10 protein-coding genes are annotated in these 15,319 nt (G+C 32.5%); 5 read left to right on the top strand and 5 right to left on the bottom strand.

All coding sequences use genetic code 11. The annotated features are described in order from the left end of the window. Positions 1-223: 223 nt before the first annotated feature. The 3 genes from QZV68_RS01955 to QZV68_RS01965 all read left to right on the top strand — a co-directional run bounded on the left by QZV68_RS01955 (position 224) and on the right by QZV68_RS01965 (position 7,393). Positions 224-2,302, top strand: coding sequence for a hypothetical protein (locus QZV68_RS01955; protein WP_296878075.1), 2,079 nt, complete (start codon positions 224-226; stop codon positions 2,300-2,302). Between the two features lie 42 nt (positions 2,303-2,344). Then, positions 2,345-4,381, top strand: a complete 2,037-nt coding sequence (locus QZV68_RS01960) for a right-handed parallel beta-helix repeat-containing protein (protein WP_296878077.1) — start codon at positions 2,345-2,347, stop codon at positions 4,379-4,381. A 225-nt stretch (positions 4,382-4,606) separates the two neighbouring features. After that, a complete protein-coding gene (locus tag QZV68_RS01965) occupies positions 4,607-7,393 on the top strand; it encodes a hypothetical protein (protein ID WP_296878080.1) in 2,787 nt (928 codons plus the stop codon). 24 nt (positions 7,394-7,417) lie between these two features. Here the strand turns inward: QZV68_RS01965 and QZV68_RS01970 are convergent, their stop codons facing one another. The 5 genes from QZV68_RS01970 to QZV68_RS01990 are packed head-to-tail and all read right to left on the bottom strand — an operon-like array spanning position 7,418 to position 12,521. Next, positions 7,418-9,205 carry a DNA-directed DNA polymerase gene (locus QZV68_RS01970; RefSeq protein WP_296878082.1) on the bottom strand — a complete coding sequence of 596 codons (1,788 nt, stop codon included), beginning with the start codon at positions 9,203-9,205 and terminating at the stop codon, positions 7,418-7,420. Then, positions 9,206-10,228 (bottom strand): AI-2E family transporter, encoded by a 1,023-nt coding sequence (locus tag QZV68_RS01975; protein WP_296878084.1) that lies wholly within the window; start codon positions 10,226-10,228, stop codon positions 9,206-9,208. It abuts the gene before it with no gap. Between the two features lie 14 nt (positions 10,229-10,242). After that, a complete protein-coding gene (locus QZV68_RS01980; RefSeq protein WP_296878086.1) occupies positions 10,243-11,043 on the bottom strand; it encodes a dihydroorotate dehydrogenase electron transfer subunit in 801 nt (266 codons plus the stop codon). A 2-nt stretch (positions 11,044-11,045) separates the two neighbouring features. Further along, entirely contained in the window at positions 11,046-11,957 is a 912-nt protein-coding gene (locus tag QZV68_RS01985) for a dihydroorotate dehydrogenase (protein WP_296878088.1), read from the bottom strand. Positions 11,958-11,981: 24 nt separating this feature from the next. After that, positions 11,982-12,521: a glycosyl transferase gene (locus QZV68_RS01990; protein ID WP_296878090.1), complete on the bottom strand. Its 540-nt coding sequence runs from the start codon at positions 12,519-12,521 to the stop codon at positions 11,982-11,984. Positions 12,522-12,634: 113 nt separating this feature from the next. Here QZV68_RS01990 and QZV68_RS01995 point away from each other — a divergent pair, with 113 nt between their 5' ends. Both QZV68_RS01995 and QZV68_RS02000 read left to right on the top strand, forming a co-directional pair. Then, positions 12,635-13,786, top strand: a complete 1,152-nt coding sequence (locus tag QZV68_RS01995) for an NOP5/NOP56 family protein (protein WP_296878092.1) — start codon at positions 12,635-12,637, stop codon at positions 13,784-13,786. 3 nt (positions 13,787-13,789) lie between these two features. Next, positions 13,790-14,431: a fibrillarin-like rRNA/tRNA 2'-O-methyltransferase gene (locus QZV68_RS02000; protein WP_296878094.1), complete on the top strand. Its 642-nt coding sequence runs from the start codon at positions 13,790-13,792 to the stop codon at positions 14,429-14,431. Positions 14,432-15,319 lie beyond the last annotated feature (888 nt).

Raw genomic sequence — 15,319 nt, forward strand, 5'->3', positions numbered from 1 at the left:
AATTAAATTATATTTAATAATTTATAGAATTGTTGAATATTGCTAGTAGATGAAAAAAGTAATAATATGTACATTACATTAATGCCTAATCATACTGTGTTGAATATAAAAACAACACATTGGGGCTAAAATCAATAATAGTGGTGAATCATATGATTAACTGAGGTATTCTTCATCAAATAGCAAATATTACATTAATACATATTAAAAAGGTGGAAATGATATGAAAAAATCATTAATATTGTTTTTGCTCATTTTAATAAGTGTTTGTGCAGTTTCTAATGTAAGTGCAGCAGATGACGCTAACATCCTTGCATCCGACAACACAACAGACATTGAGACAAAAACAACAGACGAATCTCCAACTGAAGATTATTTGGTAGACAGTCAGGACAATGCAAATAATCTGAAGTCTGGAAATAATAATTACAGAAATCTTCAATATAAAATTGACAATGCAAAAGAAGGAGACACAATAACTATTGAAGGAAATTATACATGCGATTATCTGATTAACGTTGATAAAACCCTTAAAATTGTAGGGGCTGGTGATGGAGCAGTAATAAAATACAATGGTTCATCCGAATACAATACCCCATTCTTCAATATCGGTGAAAATGCTTCCAATGTTGTTTTAAGCAATATAAAATTTGTTGGAAGTGTTTTTTTATACGGAGGTGCAATAACCTGGCAGGGTGACAACGGTACCATAAAAGATTGTGATTTCATAGACAATAATGCAAGAAGCACAGACTACGGAATTGGTGGTGCACTCCTAATCATAGGTAAAAATTGTAAAGTAGATGGATGCACATTTATTAACAACCATGCAGTTTTATATGGTGGTGCCATCTTTTCTAATGGAACAGGAACCATAATAAGCGACTGTGAATTCAGTGACAACGTTGCAAGTGGTGAAGGCAGCTATGGTGGTGCTATACTATTGAGGTCCGCCGGCAGTACTGTACGCAATTGTATTTTCAACAACAATCACTGTATGGATTATGGAGGAGCAATTGCAGCACTTGAAGAAAATATAGCCATAATAAACTGCCAATTCACCAACAACTATGTTTCAAATAAAAATGATGAAAGCAAACGTCAGGGAGGAGGAGCAATTATGAGTGTCAATTCCCATGGTTTAACTGTAGACAATTGTACTTTCATTGGAAATCATGCACGTGAAACAGAGGGTGGAGCCATAAGTCTATGTGAAAACGATACAGTGAACAAATCATTCTTTGAAGGAAACTATGCTTCTTTAGGAAATGATTTAATCTTATATGATTGTAAAAATATAATATCAAATCATTTTGTAATTGACTACAATGAAACCCCTAGAGATGCCATTTTTATATATTCAGATGAAATATCCTCAAAAAACAAATTTGAAAAAATAAAAGTCGATTCCAACGTTATCTTTTCACCAGGATTGATTTTTGAATATGGTGACGCAGGACATGTTGGAGTGAGCGTTGAAGGAGGAATTATAGAACTTAAAAATATCAAGGTTTTAAATCAGGATAAAGCCAAGATTACTTATACAAATAACGAAATAACAATTTCAAATTTGAATGTTGGAAATTATGTTCTTCGCGTTACTACCACTCCTGATGAAAACCACACTGCTGTCGATGGATATATGAATTTTACCGTTAAAAAAGCAACTGCAGTTATTTCTGCATCCAAATTAATTGTTGCACTTAACAGTCCCAGTGTTTGGAAAATTACCCTTATCGATGCCAGAAACAAAAAACCTATTTCAGGCATGAAACTCAATTTAAAAGTATACACCGGATCCAAATATAAAACCGTGCAAGTGACTACAAATGCAAAGGGCATTGCATCATATAAAACCAATGCTTTGACTGCAGGAACACATACAATCATAGTAAGTGGAAAACACAATGGATATAACTTCAATACACTGACATCACAAATTGCAGTTGTCAAACAAACTCAATTGACATTTAAACTGCAGAGTAAAGAATCCAACAAAAAAGGGTCAGGACTTTCCTATATTGTATACAATAAGAATACAAAAAAGGCAATTAATGGAGTTAAACTTAAAGTATTAATTTATACCGGCAAAAAATATAAAGAGTATACTTTAACCACTAAAAAAATTAAAGGTAAAAAAACATATAACGGAGCAATCGGTTTTACAACCAATGATTTTTCAGCAGGAACTCACAATGTCATAATTAAGCCAGTAGCCCTTAAATATAAAGGGTCAATAACAACTAGATTAACAATCCAGAAAGCGGCTACAAAAGGTATAAAATACTTCCGTACAATATAAATAATGACTTTTACTTTATTCTTAATTTAGGGGATGTGACTAATGAATAAAAAACTATTATTGATAATATTGATAGGCATTTGTACGATTTCAGCCGTAAGTGCATCATCATATGACTCAGATACCTTTGCACTGGACAACTCAACAAACATTGAAACACAACCAATTGATGAATCACCAGAAGTCAGTGAATCCAATACCCATCATATTGACCCTAGCACTAATATTCAGGATGCAATTGATCAGGCAGATGCAGGGGATACAATTGTGCTCAAAGGTACTTTCGAGCTAAAAAAGGCAATCAATATTGATAAAACAATTACAATCACAGGCGAAGGTGATGGTGCAACAATAAAACCTAATGAAAATAATTTTAACGTTATACGATTTTTCAATATTGGAACTACCGCATCCAATGTAGTTTTAAGTAATGTGAAATTAATCGGAGGAAACGGTAAATTTGGAGGAAGTGTTCTTTGGGAAGGTAATGACGGCATCATAACCAATTGCGAATTTGGTCATAACATGGCTGGTGAAAGCTCTGGAGGAGCAATTTTATTAAAAGGAAACAACTGTAAAATAACCGATTGTACCTTTACAAGCAATATAGCTAAACAGGGTGCAGGCGGTGCAATAGCCATAGTAAGTAACGATTGTCAAATTACCAATTGTACATTTAACGAAAATTCCGCGAACTCATATGCCGGTGCAATATTAATGCAAGGCAATGACTGTCGTATAACAGACTGCACATTCAGTGGCAATTTTGCATCCCAAAGCGGTGGTGCAATCGCTGTTAAAGGAGAAGAAAATACTATTTCAAAGAGCAAATTTAACAGAAATTATCTTAATTCCGTTAAAGAAAGTTTCATAACCGGAGGAGCTGCAATTTATAGTGCTGATTCCAGCAATGGAATGACTGTAGACAACTGTACCTTCACTGAAAATGATGCACGTGGAGCCTATGGTGGAGCTATCGCTTCATGCGATAAGGACATCATAAAAAACTCTTTCTTTAAAGATAACACAGCATTGTTCGGAAAGGCAATATACAGCAATTCATCATCATTCATTACATCAAACTATTTTGTCATCAAATATAATGAAAGTGAAGAAGATGCGCTCAACATAACTAAAAATGCATTTACAGCAGACAATATCTTCAACAGAACCAAAGCATCATCAAGCGTCGATTTCAGCGCCAGCATGATATTTGACTATGGTGCATCAGGTTCCATTCGCGTAATTGTTGATGGTGGAATTGTTAAAAAAGAAAATATTAAAGTTTTAAAACAACCAAAAGCCAAAATTGTCTTTAAAAAGAATATATTGACAATTTCAGGACTTAATGTTGGAAAGTATATTCTTAGAGTTACCACAACACCTGATGAAAACCACACTGCTGTCGACAAGGATTTGAGAATAACCGTTAGAAAAGCAACTGCAGTTATCTCAGCATCCAAAATGACAGTTGCACTTAAAAGTTCTGCAATTTGGTCTATAAAAATCATCAATTCAAAAACTAAAAAGCCTATCAGCAATATGAAACTCACATTAAAAGTTTACACAGGCAAAAATTATAAAATAGTACATGTAATTACAAATTCAAGAGGCATTGCATCATATAAAACCAGAGATTTGACTGCAGGAACACATAAAATCATAGTAAGCGGAACACACAAAGGATATAACTTCAATACACTGACATCACAAATCACCGTTATCAAACAAACACCTTTGAAATTTACACTTATGGCAAGAAGCTCTGACAAGGCCGGCGCAATACTTTCCTACACCGTTTCAAATAAAAATACAAACAAGGGAATTAATGGAGTTAAATTAAAAGTCTTAATTTACACCGGCAAAAAATATAAAACTTATTCTTTGACCACCAAATCTATTAAAGGTAGCTCAAAAATATATGACGGAGCTTTTGGTTTTTCTACAAATGATTTCTCTGCAGGAAAACATGTTGTTAAAATAATGCCTTATGCATTGAAATATGATGGATCCACATCATCTTACATAGTGATTCAGAAAAGTGCCACAAAAAGAACAAAATTTTTCCGTGTCGTGTGAATAATTATTATTCACCCCCTTTTATTTTTTTTAATATCATCCAAGATTTGCATCAACAGAACTTTTTTTATGAAAATTGCAATTGTATAATCATTAAAACTAAAATGATTATATATAGCCAAAGCATAAGTATAAATGTTAATTCATACTAACATTAATAGTACTGAAAATCTATACACTTTTTTTAAAAAATATGATTTTCTTAAAAAAGGAGGATAAAAAGTTATGAAACTTAAAAACTCTTGTATCTTATTAATAGTGATGGCATTATTCCTATTAGTAAGCATTGGATCTGCATGTGCAGCAGACACTGGCACATCAGACACAGGTATTTTAACGGATGATAGCACTTCCGTGACTCCCGTTGGAGATACCGCTGAGAAAATAGATACTACAGTAGAGTCTGAAAATGTAAAAATTAGTGAGAATGACTCTGTAGACATCCCAGTGACTGTAAAAGATAAGGAAAGTAAATCAATTACTATTTCAAAAGAAAACATTACAGTTAAAGAGGGAACTAAAGCAATTAATTTCAATTATAATAATTCAAAAGTCAATATTGTCGATAAATTAACTGTTGGCAATCATAGTTTAAGTATTACTTATTTAGGAAATGCTATTTATAAAAATTCTACAAAAAATATTACATTATCCATTTTTGGAGACAAAACATTAAAAGTTCCGTCAAGTGTTGGTAGCGATGGTTCAACAGTTGAAATACCAGTAGTCTTTACTGATGGAGTAACCGAATACGCTCTGAATAAGGATAAAATGACATTAAACATACTTTATGATGACAGTGGGAATAAGACATCAAAAATAATCGAAGATTTCAGTATTTCTGACCATACCATCAAATTTGCACTGGAAAATCTTAAGTATATTGGTGCAACTCTCAATATTAATTATACTGAAGCAAAAGATTCTAAAAACGTGATCATAAAATATGCAACTGAAATAAAAGCAAGTGACGTCATTGTTCGAGAAGAAGAAACTAAAAAGATTACAGTGACTGTCTTTAGCAACGGCAAAAAATTGAATGTTACCCAAAAAGATTTAAAAGTAATCGAAGGTACTAAAGAACTCAAATTTAACTATGCTAATGATACTGTTACTTTTACAGATACCATTCCAAGAGGAAAACATAATTTAATAATAAAATATATCGGTAACGACACACTCAATGAATCTTCCAAGAACATAGCCTTTTCTGTTTATGGTAATCTTACTGTTGAAGTGAATACAACTAAACTGGACATCAACTCCACTAAAAAAGGAGAATTTAAAGCTAATGTTACCAATGGAGTTAACAACACCGCATTTACTGCTGATGACATTACATTAAATGTTGTTACCAAAATTGGAAACAGCACAACCACAATTAATGTTAAAACCTATAAAGTGAACAATGGAGTAATCAATTTCGAACTTGAAAAAGGAGATTTCTCTTCAGCAAACTTAACAATTACCTATAAGAAGAACGGAGCTTCAAAAACTATTACACTCAACAGAATTTACAATGTTAAAATTGAAACTGTTGCACTCAAAAATGAATACCAAAGTGGCGAGTTCAAATTTAAGTTAGTTGATCTTGACGATGCAACCACATCCCTAAAAGGTAAAACTTTAAGTTTATACACAACCGGAAATCTCAGAGCAGGATTTTCCGCAACAGCAGATGACAATAACATCGTTTCATTTAAAACAGCAAACTTGTATGAATTCGACAATGAAAACAACACATTTGAAATGAGAAAATTGGAAGTTGGAAAGCATCGTGTTGAATTATCTACCAGTGACAATATTAAATCTACAAAAATTAATGTTGATTTAACAATTACAAAAGCAACCATTAATATTAAAATCGAACCATTTAAAGAACCATATGGAACTAAGAAAAACGTAACAATTACTGTTACCAGTAAAAACTATAAGACTCCAGTCCCTGGAATTATTCTTAATTTATACATGCCACAGACCAGTGGTAAAAATTACTATTTCCAAACTGACGCAAATGGACAAAGTAAAATATCTGTTACAAACTTAATTGGTGGAGTTTACGACATTACTGTAAGTAATAATGATACTAAAAATATCAATAATGTAAAAACAAGTGGAAAAATTACCATTATTCCTCCAGTCATTGTCATTACAGCTAAAAATTCAGTCATGTGGTATAATACAGGAATTACAACAAAATTCAAAGTAACTGATAAAAAAACCGGCAAACCTGTATCTGGTGCATTCCTATTTGTGAAATTATACACCGGTAAAAAGTATAAAGCATACCTTGCCCAATCAAATTCAAAAGGTATTGTGCAATTTTCCGCACCATTATCAGTTGGAAAACATAAAATGGTTATTCAAAATGGAGAAAGCAGATATAGAGCTGTATCCGTTACCAAATACATTACAGTTAAAAAAGCTAGCGCTACAATAAAAGCTCCAAGATTGAATACATACCATAGGGACAAGTACTTTACTGTAACTTTAACCAATGCGAAAAACAAAAAGCCAATTTATGATGCAAAAATAAATATTAAGCTTTATGTTTCCAAAAATAGGTATTACAGTTATAAGGGAGCTACCGGTGGAAATGGTCAAATTAAACTCTCTCTTGACAATTTAAAACCAGGAACATATAAGGTTGTTGTTTCAAGAGGAGAATCTAAAAATTTCACAGCCAAAACAGTTACAACAAAAGTCGTGATTAAGAAAACTCCAACAAAATTAACTCCAAAAGCTACAACTGCTAAAAAAGGAGCAAAAAAATATTTCCAAGTGGTTGCCAAAAACACAAAAACTAAAAAGGCAATTATAGGACTTCCATTGAAATTAAAAGTTTATACAGGTAAGACTTATAAGACTTACAAGGTTAAAACTAATTCAAAAGGAATAGGAAACTTAAATTTAAAATCATTAAGTGTTGGAACCCATAAAGTTGTTGTAAGTTCAGGTGACAGATATTGTATTGCAAAAACTGTTTCATCTACAATTAAAATAACAAAATAAAATTAAAAGAGAATTAAATTTCTCTTACTTTTTTTCTTTTTTATATTTAGCATAAAAACCATCAGTATCTGCATATATTGCATAAAATCCGTATTCTTCTGCTTTTTTGATTGATGACTTAATGTATTGTCTTCCCCATGAAGTGATTGCCTTTGCACATTCAAAAGAATACCATCTGAATCTAGGAAAACCATAAATACCATACATAGTATTGGCTAATCTTTTAATAGCCTGCTGCTGTACATCCAAAGCCTTTTTCTGTTGAGGATCATCTGATTCTTTCATTTCACGCTTGATTTTGAATCTTTCCTGTAAAATCTTATCAATGACTGAGGGAATAAAACCCTGCGGACTCTTTTTAAACTTCAAACCATGTTCCGGAGAAATATTATAATCCTTCTCGTTTTCAACATCTCCCAAAACCATTACATCAGGAGATATGTTCTTTGAAATAATAATGCTCGGATACAGACTTCTGAAATCGAATTGAACCAGATTTTCATGAAGACCTGTTTCAGGTTCCCTTACATATCCACCTTCATTATCCTCCGCATTTGCACGGTCTGCGAAGTTGGATCCCTGCTTATTCGGAACAACTTCATTGTCAAAATAAGCCTGTTTTACTAAAAACCATTCTGCCTGCTGGCCAGTAGCCATACGACTTACGTCAAATAAAGGCTGTCCAATAATACGGGTAAGTTCTAAATTAAGTGGCAATGTTTGTTCTGCAATTTTTAAAGTGGATATTACATCATCAAGTGAATAATCGAACAGATTGTCCAATTCTTCACCGCCATTATCCCAAAATTCCCAAATCTTTTCGCCGGGAACATCGATTTTTTCTTCACCGAACAGTTCATAGTAAACCCTCTCTAGAGTGTATCTCTCAAGTGACATGTATCTTCTCATTACAAGATACAAATCTACATGAATCAATCCTTTAAGAGAAGCTGCATTGGCATAACCTCTTCTAATATACTTGACCTCAGATTCATCCATTCCAATATCCAAATCAACACCCAATATCTTTGCCCTATCCTTGATATATGGGAAATCAAAATTATCCGAGTTATAACCAACGATAATGTCAACATTATTCTGTTTGATGATTTGAACAAATTCTTCAATCATTTCCTTTTCGGAAGAAACCTGATTTACAAAATCATCACGATTTTTTGAATTTGTTTTTGTAGAAATAACCTGATTAATGCCAAAATTACTGGCCACACCAATCATGATGATTTCATCCTCTTCTGAATTGGGCATTCCATGAGGATTCCTCACTTCCAAATCGAAACTTAAAATTCTGAATTTTTGAGGATAATCAGGAACTCTTTTCAGTTCTTCAGTTAGCCTGATAATTTGAATATCTTGCTTTTTAGAATCCAGGTTCAAAAATGAATCAATCTCTTCCCCGATAGCTGTTACCTCAGTCATCGGAATAACATCCCTATCCATCAGATATCTTCTGTAAAACGGAATGTCAAATTCTCTAATCTGAACCACACTTTCAAGGTCTCTTAATTTGTCCCTATTTTTAGCAAGTTCCTGAGGATGTTTGAATATGACCTTGAGAAATTCCTTTTCTATTTGAAAATCTTTTTTAGTGACCTTTTCTACACGGACATCCAGATTATCCTGAATTTCGACAATACCCTCCTCAATATTATCACAAACCACATACAAATACGGTTCAAATGTATCATCCAAAAGGATTACGTTTTCATCGCCATTTTTTGAAAATAAACGAATGACAGGTTTATCTTCATATGTAACGTAGTCAATATCCAAAATTACAACATTTTTTTCCATTTAATCATCACCTAGAAGATACTCCTTTCTATAATTGTCCAGCACAGTGTAAGTAATTCCCAATATTAAAGGACCGACAATGAATCCTACAATTCCATACACCAACGGACCTGCCAAAAATCCAATTAATAAAATCAGCGGATGTATATCGGCATAATGACTTGACAGTGCAGGCCGTATATACATATCAACAGTGCTCAGGAAGAATCCAAACAGCAATACGATAATCGCTCTGACATAATTTCCTGATGCCAAATCGATGAAAAATAATGCCCAATATATCGGCCATGGGCCAAATACAGGAATCAATTGAAGTATACCTGTAAGCACACCCAAGAAGATACCGAACGGATATCCCAAAATACTATATCCTATACAGCCGAAAATTCCTATGATAACTGAAGTTAAAAAGTGACCATAAAAAATGCTTTTCAAAACGTCTTCAACCGCAACTACAGTATTGTCAAAAAATTCCTTGGAATCATCAGGGACAAATGATCTGATAAATTCAAGACACTTACTGCCGTCACGCACAAAATAAAACACAGAACAAACTAAAATAAATAAATCCAAAGTAAGATTTGCAAATTTACTTACGAATTTAACTGAATAATTTAGAACATAGCTCCCTACATTTTTAATTGTTGAGTCTATAAATGAATTAAGAGAATTAACATCAACTCCAGATGGCAGATACGCTGATATCTGAGATATTGCGCTAGTCACGTCAGTATTGTAATTGTTTGCTAAAACCCAACTGGCAAAAATCGATATTTCAAAAATTATATAGAATAACAGCAGTATCAGAGGTATTAAAACTACAACCATTGCAAGCAATATGGAAATGGAGGAATATTTTAATTTGGATTGAATTCTGTTTGCAACAGGCTTGATTCCATAAGCCAAAATGGCTCCCAAAATTACCATGTTCAAAACAGGAAATACAAACATTAAAGAAACTACAACCAGAAATATTACCAAAAGTACTGGTGGGCTCATGTAATCCTTAATGTCCACTCCCATATAATCACCATAATTTAGTATTTGACGCCTGAAGCATCTCTTCTGTATTTTGCAAATTCTTCGATTTTATAAATTTTCTCATTTTCGAAAACCGGTCCTTCCACACAGATTCTCCAGCCTTCACCGTCAACACAACATTGTCCACATACTCCAAGAGCACATTTCATATATCTTTCAAGAGAATATTGTGCAGGTATGGATGCCTCTTCAAGAATATCAAATATTCCTTTCATCATTATTTCAGGACCGCAAACAAATGCATAATCGTAAGTTGTATCTTCGAGCAAATCACTTAGGCAATCTGTGGCAAATCCCTTGAATCCGAAACTTCCATCATCAGTACAAAAGTGAACTTTTGCACCTGATTTTTCAAGAGAATCAGCAAACAGCAATTCATCCTTTGTAACCGCTGCAGCAATAACATCAACATCATTTCCTTTTTCGATTAAATCACTTGCTATTGCATTAATTGGAGCCATTCCGACCCCACCACCAATAGCTACTATATTTTTGCCCTCAAATGAATTATTAAATCCTGTACCATAGCTTCCCCTAATTCCAATTTTGTCACCAACAGCCAAATCATGAAGATGGGAAGTGAATTCACCAATATTCTTGACACTGATGGCCATTTCATCATCATTGATTTGTGAGATTGACATTGGCTTTTCATTTTTAAAATTCCAAACCATTACAAATTCACCTGGATTTGGACGACCCAATGTTTCCATGTCCCAATCGAATTTGAAGGTTTTTATAGTAGGAGTTTCATCAATAATTTCCTTGATTTCTACAATTTTCGGTTCGTTAATCATTTTTACAACTCCCCATGTGCAAGTCCGACCATCTCATCAATGGATGAGAATCCCTTTTCACTCATGAATTTTTCAAGTCCCACATTAATATTACTGAATACTTCAACACCTTCATCCATGATAGCAGTGCCTATCTGTACTGCCCTTGCGCCTGCATAAATAAATTCCACAACATCCTCATAAGTATATATTCCGCCAACACCAATCAACGGAATGTCAACCGCTTCATAAACTGAATAAACATTGCTGATTGCAATTGGCTTAATGGCCTTACCACTCATTCCGCCAAATTTATTTGACAATACAGGACGAGCGACATCAATATTAATCTTCATTCCAGGACCCAATGTATTTATCAATGACAATGCATCTGCACCCGCATCCTCGCAGGTTTTTGCTATTTCAGTAATGTCAGTTACATTAGGTGTTAATTTGGCAATAATCGGAACTTCAGAAGCATCTTTTGAAGCTGAAACGATTGTATGTGACAGGTTACAGTCCTGACCAATGGATGCACCATATCCATCCATCGCATGAGGACAGGAAATATTCAATTCAATCATGTCCACATATTCCTGAACTTCCTCGACCAATGTAGAAAATTCATCAGGTGTTGCACCGTAAATTGATGCGATTACAACATTATTGTCATGATCTATCTTTTTTAACTCTTCCTTAAAGTTTTCAACACCAGGGTTTGAAAGCCCGATAGCATTAATAATTCCCCCATCAACAGCGACTGTTGTAGGGTTTACATAACCCGGATGCGGATTTATGGAAAAAGATTTGGAAACTACTCCTCCCGCACCAGATTTTAAAATCCAATTCATTGATGAGGCATTACTTCCCATGATTCCTGCAGCCAACATCAATGGATTTCTAAATTCCACACCACAAATATTTGTTTTTAACATAATACCAACTTTGTAATTAATTATTTAATTAGTTTTTGTAAATTTATCAATGATTTCCTGATATTTTTCATTTTGTAATTTAAGACTAATAACATTAGTTTTATTAGATTTGATAATTTCTTCTTTTGATTTAATTAAATTATCAATATGCTCATCCTGTTTTTCAATTATAACATCCTTCTGTTTCAGCAATTCTTCATAAGTTTTAGAAATTTTTTTCAGTTGGAGCTCCAGGTTTTCAGTATTTGACCTTATCTGCTGCTTATAATCATCTATCAAAGACCTCAAATATTTCACCTGATCATGCTTATCTTCAATTATTTCTTCTTTTTCATTGATTTTTTCCTGCAAATCATCCAATTCCTTCATTCTTGCCTTGTCATAATCTATTTTAGTATCCAGCTTATCTTCCAAATTTTTGTTTTCATATTTTAATTTGGTTGAATACAGCTTCAGCTTGTTAATCTTTTCCTTTTTTTGTTCAAGGTCCATATTAAGCTCGTCAATTTCAGCATTTTTTAATTCAATTTCATTTTTTAAATCTCTAAAACTTTGTTTTGACATGATTACAAATCCGAAAAATAGCAATTAAAATCTTATAGGAATAGTTTGGTTTTCAAATAAATTAAATATTCCCATAAAAATACTTATTAAAAATGAAAAAAATATTTTAATTCATGCAATGTTATATAACCTACTGCATCAAGGGATTTCTAGCTTTCAATAGTGATGATGAATTAATATCCGAGAAATTATTTCCGGAAGATGAAATAATTCAAAGATTAGCCGAAATTGATGATAAAAAAATTGTCAAGGAAGAAGCCGAGATTATTGAAGAAGTTTTGAAGGAATATGATGAAGTAATCATAGAAACTAACAAAAGACTATCTGATTACAATAATGAAAAAGTAAAAATCCAGACCCCAAATCAGGCTGGAGAATACTTAAGAAACAATTATGATAAGTTTGGCCTGAATTCTGATGAAATTTCTGAAATCTATCAGGATTTGGCAATTTATAAAATTAAAAAAGAATCTGCCACAGAGGATAAACACCTAATTCAGGCTATTAATTCCATTGATGAAATAGACGAAACAATATCAAAATTAATAGAAAGGATAAGAGAATGGTATGCATTATACTTCCCCGAAATGGACATAATTAAGAATAATGAAACATATATCAAGCTGATTTCTCAAAATAAAACCAAAGATGAAATTATAAAGGAAAAACCAGATGCATTTCCAAATAATATAATCGATATTGAAGATGACATCAACCCGGAGGATTTGGAAATAATGAACAATTATGCCAAATCAATTTTCGAACTTCAAAAATCAAGAAAAAACATTGAAGAATACATAGATCACAAAATGGAAGACATTGCCCCTAATTTAAGGCTTTTAGTAGGTCCAACATTAGGTGCAAAATTAATTTCGCATGCAGGAGGAATTAAAAGACTTGCAATGTATCCTTCAAGTACAGTTCAAATAATGGGTGCTGAAAAAGCATTATTCAGACATTTGAAAAGTGGAGACCGACCTCCGAAATACGGTTTGATTTACCAACACCCTCAAGTCAGAGGAGCCAAATGGTGGAATCGTGGAAAAATTGCCAGAATGCTTGCAGGAAAAATATCCCTGGCAGTCAGAAGGGATGTTTTTACCAAAACCATAGATGAAAATGTTTCAGAAGAGTTTAAAGAAAAAGCAGAAGAAATAGAAAAGAACAATCCATTCCCTACAAAAACTACCAAAAAAAGAAAAGAAGAAAAGTCCCAATCAAAAAGAAAAAGCAAAAAAAGAAGAAAGAAAAAGAAAAGGAGATAGGCCATGAAAGTTTATTATAAGGACGGGAATGTTGCAACCAAAAATTTAAATCCTGGAATTTCCGTTTATGGTGAAGAATTAATTAATGAAGATGATGAGTATAGAATATGGAATCCAAGACGTTCCAAATTAGCAGCTGCCCTTTTAAATGGATTGGAAAATCTGGAGATCGAGGACACTTCAAAAGTACTATACCTTGGCGCATCAACCGGAACAACCGTGTCCCACATTTCAGATATTGTAACCAACGGAAAGATATATGCTGTTGAATTTTCACCGACAACAGCCAAAAAGCTAGTTCAACTTTCACGTCAGAGGTTTAATATTGCTCCGATTTTAGGTGATGCAACCAAACCTAAAGGATATCTCAACATTGTTGAAAAAACAGACCTCGTATACTGTGATGTAGCTCAGCCAACACAAAGCGAATTGTTTATGAGAAACATGAATCTGTTTTCAAAGGATGATGGAATGGGTCTTTTAATGATAAAGGCCAGAAGTATTGACGTTGTGCAAAAACCTAAAAAGATTTTCAAGGAACAAGAGAAAAAATTAAAGGAAAAAGGGTTTAAGATTATTGAAAAGGTAAAACTGGAACCTTACGAAAAGGACCATATTGCATTTTTAGTGGAAAGAAATTTTTAAAAAAAAATAACTCTAAAAAAATTAAAAATTGATACAATTAGATATTATTTCATGATTTATTAATATTTTCATTCCCCAAATTAGAAATTAAAAGCAATATTTCATTTTCAAAGTAATTAAGATAAAAAAATGATATAAATCAACAATTAACTCCACACATATCGAAGAGAGTATGCCAAGTTTATAATTGATCAATACTAAAATTGGATAACCTCAAAAAAACTATCAAAATCAAAATCAGCTACATACATTAAATCTAACAAGAAACTATTAAATTTTTCAATATTAAATAAAAATCAGGACAGTCATATTGATTTAATTTTTCACGCCATTACCAAAAAGAAATAATATATCCCATTACCTAAAAATATATCCAACTAACTTGCCAATGACTATTATAAGATTATAAATTATTTAATTAAAAATATTCCAAAAAATTATTGAATAAAATGCTAAAATAATAATTTTAAAATAAAAATTATCCAAATCAGAAACGTATGAAATTCCAAATAAAAATTAAGGAGATATTAAAAGAGAATACACGAAAAATTTTTTAAAAATAACCAAAACCTAAACAACACCCCCACAAAAAAGACAATAACGCATTGACAATCAAGTAAAAATCCTTGAAAAAAATCACCCAATTTTTGAGTGATTATCAACTAAAAAATAGCTCTAAGAAAAATAAAATATTACTACAAAAACCGCCAGAAAGTATTACTCAGTTACCTTTTTATACTATAAAATTAAATATTATATATGCTAATGCAAATAAAATAAAAGTTCATTGAAACGTCCTTTAGGTTGATTCACTCTATTAATCACTCCATTTAACTAACGCCTAAAGGCATGAACTTATTTTATTAAAATACTAATTTTAAAAAAACT

The sequence above is a fragment of the uncultured Methanobrevibacter sp. genome (assembly GCF_902801725.1).
Taxonomy (GTDB): domain Archaea; phylum Methanobacteriota; class Methanobacteria; order Methanobacteriales; family Methanobacteriaceae; genus Methanocatella.